The sequence below is a fragment of the Streptomyces sp. NPDC057438 genome (assembly GCF_042802995.1).
GTDB lineage: Bacteria > Actinomycetota > Actinomycetes > Streptomycetales > Streptomycetaceae > Streptomyces.
Window position 1 is genome coordinate 1 of sequence record NZ_JBHVDD010000181.1, and the last position, 3,797, is coordinate 3,797.

Here is a 3,797-nt window from a genome sequence, read left to right on the forward strand (position 1 = left end):
GCACCCCACAGTGGGGTGCTCCGGCGCCGGGCGCTTTGCCGCCCTGACGGTGTGAGCGCGAGCACTTCCGGGCTCGACGGTCCACAGCGCCGCCGGCGCGACGAAGTCGCCGACACCGGGATGACGATCTCCCATTTCAACGCTCTTTCCCACGCCTGTCGTAGCGGTTCTGCACCACCGGCACTCGGCCGAACTCCGCCCCGGACCCCGCGCGGAGCCACCATGCCCCGCGCCACTGGTCCCCACGTGGACCACGCCCCGAGCACCGCCCGCGCCGGGTAGTCTGTACCCGCTCCGCCCCAGGTGGGCTGGGCGTGGGTGGGTTGCCCGAGCGGCCTAAGGGAACGGTCTTGAAAACCGTCGTGGCGCGAGTCACCGTGGGTTCAAATCCCACACCCACCGCATCGCAGGTCAGAAGCCTGCAGGTCAGAAGGGGTGCCACTCGGGAGAGTGGCACCCCTTCTGCATGCACCTTGTCTCACCCTGGTTCGGCGGCATCCCGCCTCTGACCAGTGCGTGCGGCCAACCTGCGGCCAAGCTTCATCCTCGGTGCGCTCGCTCCACGCAAGGTGCCCGCCGGGTGACGATCCCATTCGGGGATGCGGTAAGGCCCCTGTGGACGAACCCACAGGGGCCTGTATTACTCGGACTTCTTCAGGGCGGCCTTTGCCTTCTTTATGGCGCGAACCGCGGTGGTCACTCGCGACGCGGACCGAGCTACCTGGTCAAGTGCGTAATTGAGGACGAAAGACACACCTCCTACAACACCGACTGCTGTCCACACCCAACTGCTGTCCATGCACCCTCCGCCCTTGCCCCGCACCTCTGTTGAGGCGCCCCGGGGGCTGCCTGATTGCCCCGGGGGGGAGTGGGTTGAATCAGGCATAGAGGGCATGAGTGCGAACAACTCTCAGCACGGTACCAACTGGTAGAGATGATCGACAGGGGTAGTGAGGGGAGACTCTGGCTCCCTCAGCTGGTTCAATGGCCGGCCTCAGGAACTGTCGGTTTCCCCTGCATGTTCGGCCAGTCCTTGTTCGATCAGTGCGTTCATTCTGGCTTCTTCGCCGTCCAGTACCTTGGCGTAGTAGCGCTGGAGCACGGCCACACTCTGGCCCGCGCGGTGGGCTGTCTCGGCGAGGCTCACCCCGGAGCGGAGCCAGAACGACACACAGGCGTGCCGCAGGTCGTACAGGATCGCGGCCAGCGGAGAGGCGACCCGCGCGGGCGTGAGCACCTTCCGACGGGCCTCCTTCCACGCGGCGCCGTACTCCTGTGAACGGATCGGCCCGCCGCGTACGGCGCTGAAGAGTCGTCCCTCTGGTGTGGTCCCGAACTCGTCGACGTGGGCGCGCAGGATGGCGACCAGTACCGGAGGAATGGGCATGGGCCGGACAGCGCGGCGGGCCCGATGCTTCAGTTGCCGTTCCCCGTACGGCTTGCCGTCGTCTGTCCACGCGGACCCCACCTGCGGTCGTGCGCCAGCGAGCATGAGCCGTCCCCACCCTTCCGCAGGAGGGTCGCACTGTCAGCGCTCAGCATGGACACTTCCTCCGGGCGCATCGCCGCGTAGTAGATGCACGCGAAGAACGCGACCAGGTGAGCACCGCGCGGTCCCTGCGCGCGGACCGCGTCCAGCAGCGCCCGCGCTTGTGCCGGTGTAGCGACGCTGCGTACGTCCAGTTCTTCCACTGCCTTGGGCGTCTCCCAGTGCACGCGGAGCAGCGGATTGCCGGGCAGCAACTCGTGGTCCACAGCGAGGCGCAGGCAGTTGCTCAGCACTGCGCGTCGGCGCCTGCCTTTCTACCGCATGCGAGCCCGCGGCAAGGCTCCCAAACTCATCAAGCTGCCGAACGGTCAGCTTCGCTGCCGTCGCAGTGACCTGGACGCGTGGTGGAACACCTGCGAACAGCGCGGCTCATCTCGATCTCTTCGAGGTCTCCGTGGAGCTTGAGCATCTCGGTGCCGGCCAAGGTGTGACTGGTCGGGCCACGGCGTCTGCCGCCCACCGGATGTCCGAATCATTCCCGCTGGCCAAATGACCTTGGCCGATTTTGATCTTATATGTTGATCTTTGAAGTCTGATGATTCAAAGTTCAACGTGTATACAAAGGGGGCCTGAAATTGAAGTTCTTCGGGAAGACAGGCGCAAGTGTCACCGTTGCGGCAGTAGCGGTCACTGGTTTTCTGGCCGCCACCATGGCGCCCGCCTTGGCAACTCCGCAGTTTCAGATCTACACCGCGTCCAGCGGTGTCAAGACGCCGGCGGCGCTGATCGGCCCGAACGGTGAGAAGCCCACGGAGTGGGGCGTCGTGGCGGTTCCGCTCGACTCCTCCGCGCTGTCGCGGACCCCGATGGCGAGCGAGAGCGTGGGCGGCGGAACGTGGAGCTACGGCACATCGACTACTACTTCGGGACAAAAGAGGTGTTACTCGAACTACATCCACCCGACCAAGAAGCACTCAGCGTCCATCGCCATCGCCAGTCAGACGGATAAGGACATCCGAGAGAAAGACATCTGGGCGAAGGCTGCCGGGGTGGCGGGCCCAGCACACACCTGCTACACCTACTGGGGCAAATACTAGAAATAGCTGCCAGGCGCGCTTGCGTTGCTGAAGTTCTTGGTCCGCGCCAATGGCCCGGGCTTCGGCTCGTCAGGCATCGCCCTCTAGCCTCCTCATGCCGCGCGCCGTCGCGGGTAACAGCCTGTTCGTTTGCTCTCGATGGGCACCTACTCTCAAGGTTGACCTTCTGTGCGCCCCTTGGTTCCCGCTCTCGTTTCATCCGTCGTTGCTGGCGTCATTGTCGGTATCAGCGGCCCGTTGTTCGAGTCAACGGGCGGGGACGCGGGGCATGTCGCCTCCGTTGTGCTTAGCGCCGGATGGAGTTGGGCAGCCCTGGCCTTTTGCGTAGGCATGGCCGAAACCGGATCAAAAGTGCGATCCGCCGCTCTAGGGACGAGTGCGCTACTAATTGCGGTGCTCGCCTACTACGCGGTGAAAGCGGGGCAAGGTGACTACGAGTCGGCAGACTTGAGCGACCCGACAGGGCAGACAACTAGTTTCGCGTTTGGTGAATTCTTGTCGATGGCCGTGCTCTGGTGCGTGGTGTCCTGCATCCTAGGGCCGATCTTGGGGGTAAGTGGGCACATGGCACGCCGGGGCCGATTCCGCGTCCTGTTTCAGGTGCTTGTTCCGATCGTGGCTATTGGCGAGACTTCCATGCGGCTCCAACACGAAGCTCCACTTCAAGAATCGCTTGTGGGCACAACTTGGAGCGTTGTCCGAGCTTTGTCGATCGTGGCCGTCCTCGCCGTAATAGGCTACGCCTTGTTTGACAACTGGCGTCGAGGAGCCGCAAAGCGGACTGAGGCGTCGTCCTAGAGCTGGGTGACCTGTGTGGGCTGCGCCTGAATGACGAGGCGGCCCCGGAATTGGCCAACCTGGCCAGCGCCGCCGTCGCCAGGTGCTCTCGGGGAAGGAAACAGCAGGTCAAGTCACGAGTGATCACTCAGGGCCAACTGGTCTTGAAAACCGTCGTGGCGCAAGTCACCGTGGGTTCAAATCCCCCACCCACAGCCGAGTGAACGGCCCCTGACCAGGTCATACGGTCAGGGGCCGTTGCCGTGGGCGGTGTCCGGTCATTGCCGTGGTGGCGTCAGGCCCTCACGTCGCGTAGGGGAGACCCGAGGCGCGGACACCCTAAGAGGACGTCTCATTTGGCTCGGTCGGTAGTCTGCGTTCGTGGACATCGTGGAGCGTCTGGTGCCGGATGAGTTGTGGGAGTTGTTCGAGCG

General features: G+C 64.2%; 4 protein-coding genes, 1 tRNA gene and 1 pseudogene. 4 read left to right on the top strand and 2 right to left on the bottom strand.

What is annotated here, in order from left to right; all coding sequences use genetic code 11:
- Nucleotides 1-317: 317 nt before the first annotated feature.
- A tRNA-Ser gene (locus ACFU5F_RS42085) sits at nucleotides 318-402 on the top strand.
- Nucleotides 403-994: 592 nt separating this feature from the next.
- Here ACFU5F_RS42085 and ACFU5F_RS42090 read toward each other — a convergent pair.
- On the bottom strand, nucleotides 995-1,387 hold the full coding sequence (locus ACFU5F_RS42090; protein WP_383898948.1) for a hypothetical protein: 393 nt from the start codon (nucleotides 1,385-1,387) through the stop codon (nucleotides 995-997).
- Nucleotides 1,388-1,416: 29 nt separating this feature from the next.
- Nucleotides 1,417-1,782 (bottom strand): hypothetical protein, encoded by a 366-nt coding sequence (locus tag ACFU5F_RS42095; protein WP_383898950.1) that lies wholly within the window; start codon nucleotides 1,780-1,782, stop codon nucleotides 1,417-1,419.
- Nucleotides 1,783-1,792: 10 nt separating this feature from the next.
- Here ACFU5F_RS42095 and ACFU5F_RS42100 point away from each other — a divergent pair.
- The 3 genes and pseudogenes from ACFU5F_RS42100 to ACFU5F_RS42110 form a co-directional block, all read left to right on the top strand.
- Nucleotides 1,793-1,954: pseudogene (locus ACFU5F_RS42100) on the top strand (helix-turn-helix transcriptional regulator); the annotation flags it as partial.
- Nucleotides 1,955-2,124: 170 nt separating this feature from the next.
- The gene (locus ACFU5F_RS42105; RefSeq protein ID WP_383898952.1) at nucleotides 2,125-2,586 is read left to right on the top strand and encodes a lactococcin 972 family bacteriocin; all 462 of its coding nucleotides are present in this window, start codon (nucleotides 2,125-2,127) and stop codon (nucleotides 2,584-2,586) included.
- 282 nt (nucleotides 2,587-2,868) lie between these two features.
- The gene (locus tag ACFU5F_RS42110) at nucleotides 2,869-3,384 is read left to right on the top strand and encodes a DUF6518 family protein (RefSeq protein WP_383898954.1); all 516 of its coding nucleotides are present in this window, start codon (nucleotides 2,869-2,871) and stop codon (nucleotides 3,382-3,384) included.
- The last annotated feature ends 413 nt before the right edge of the window (nucleotides 3,385-3,797 follow it).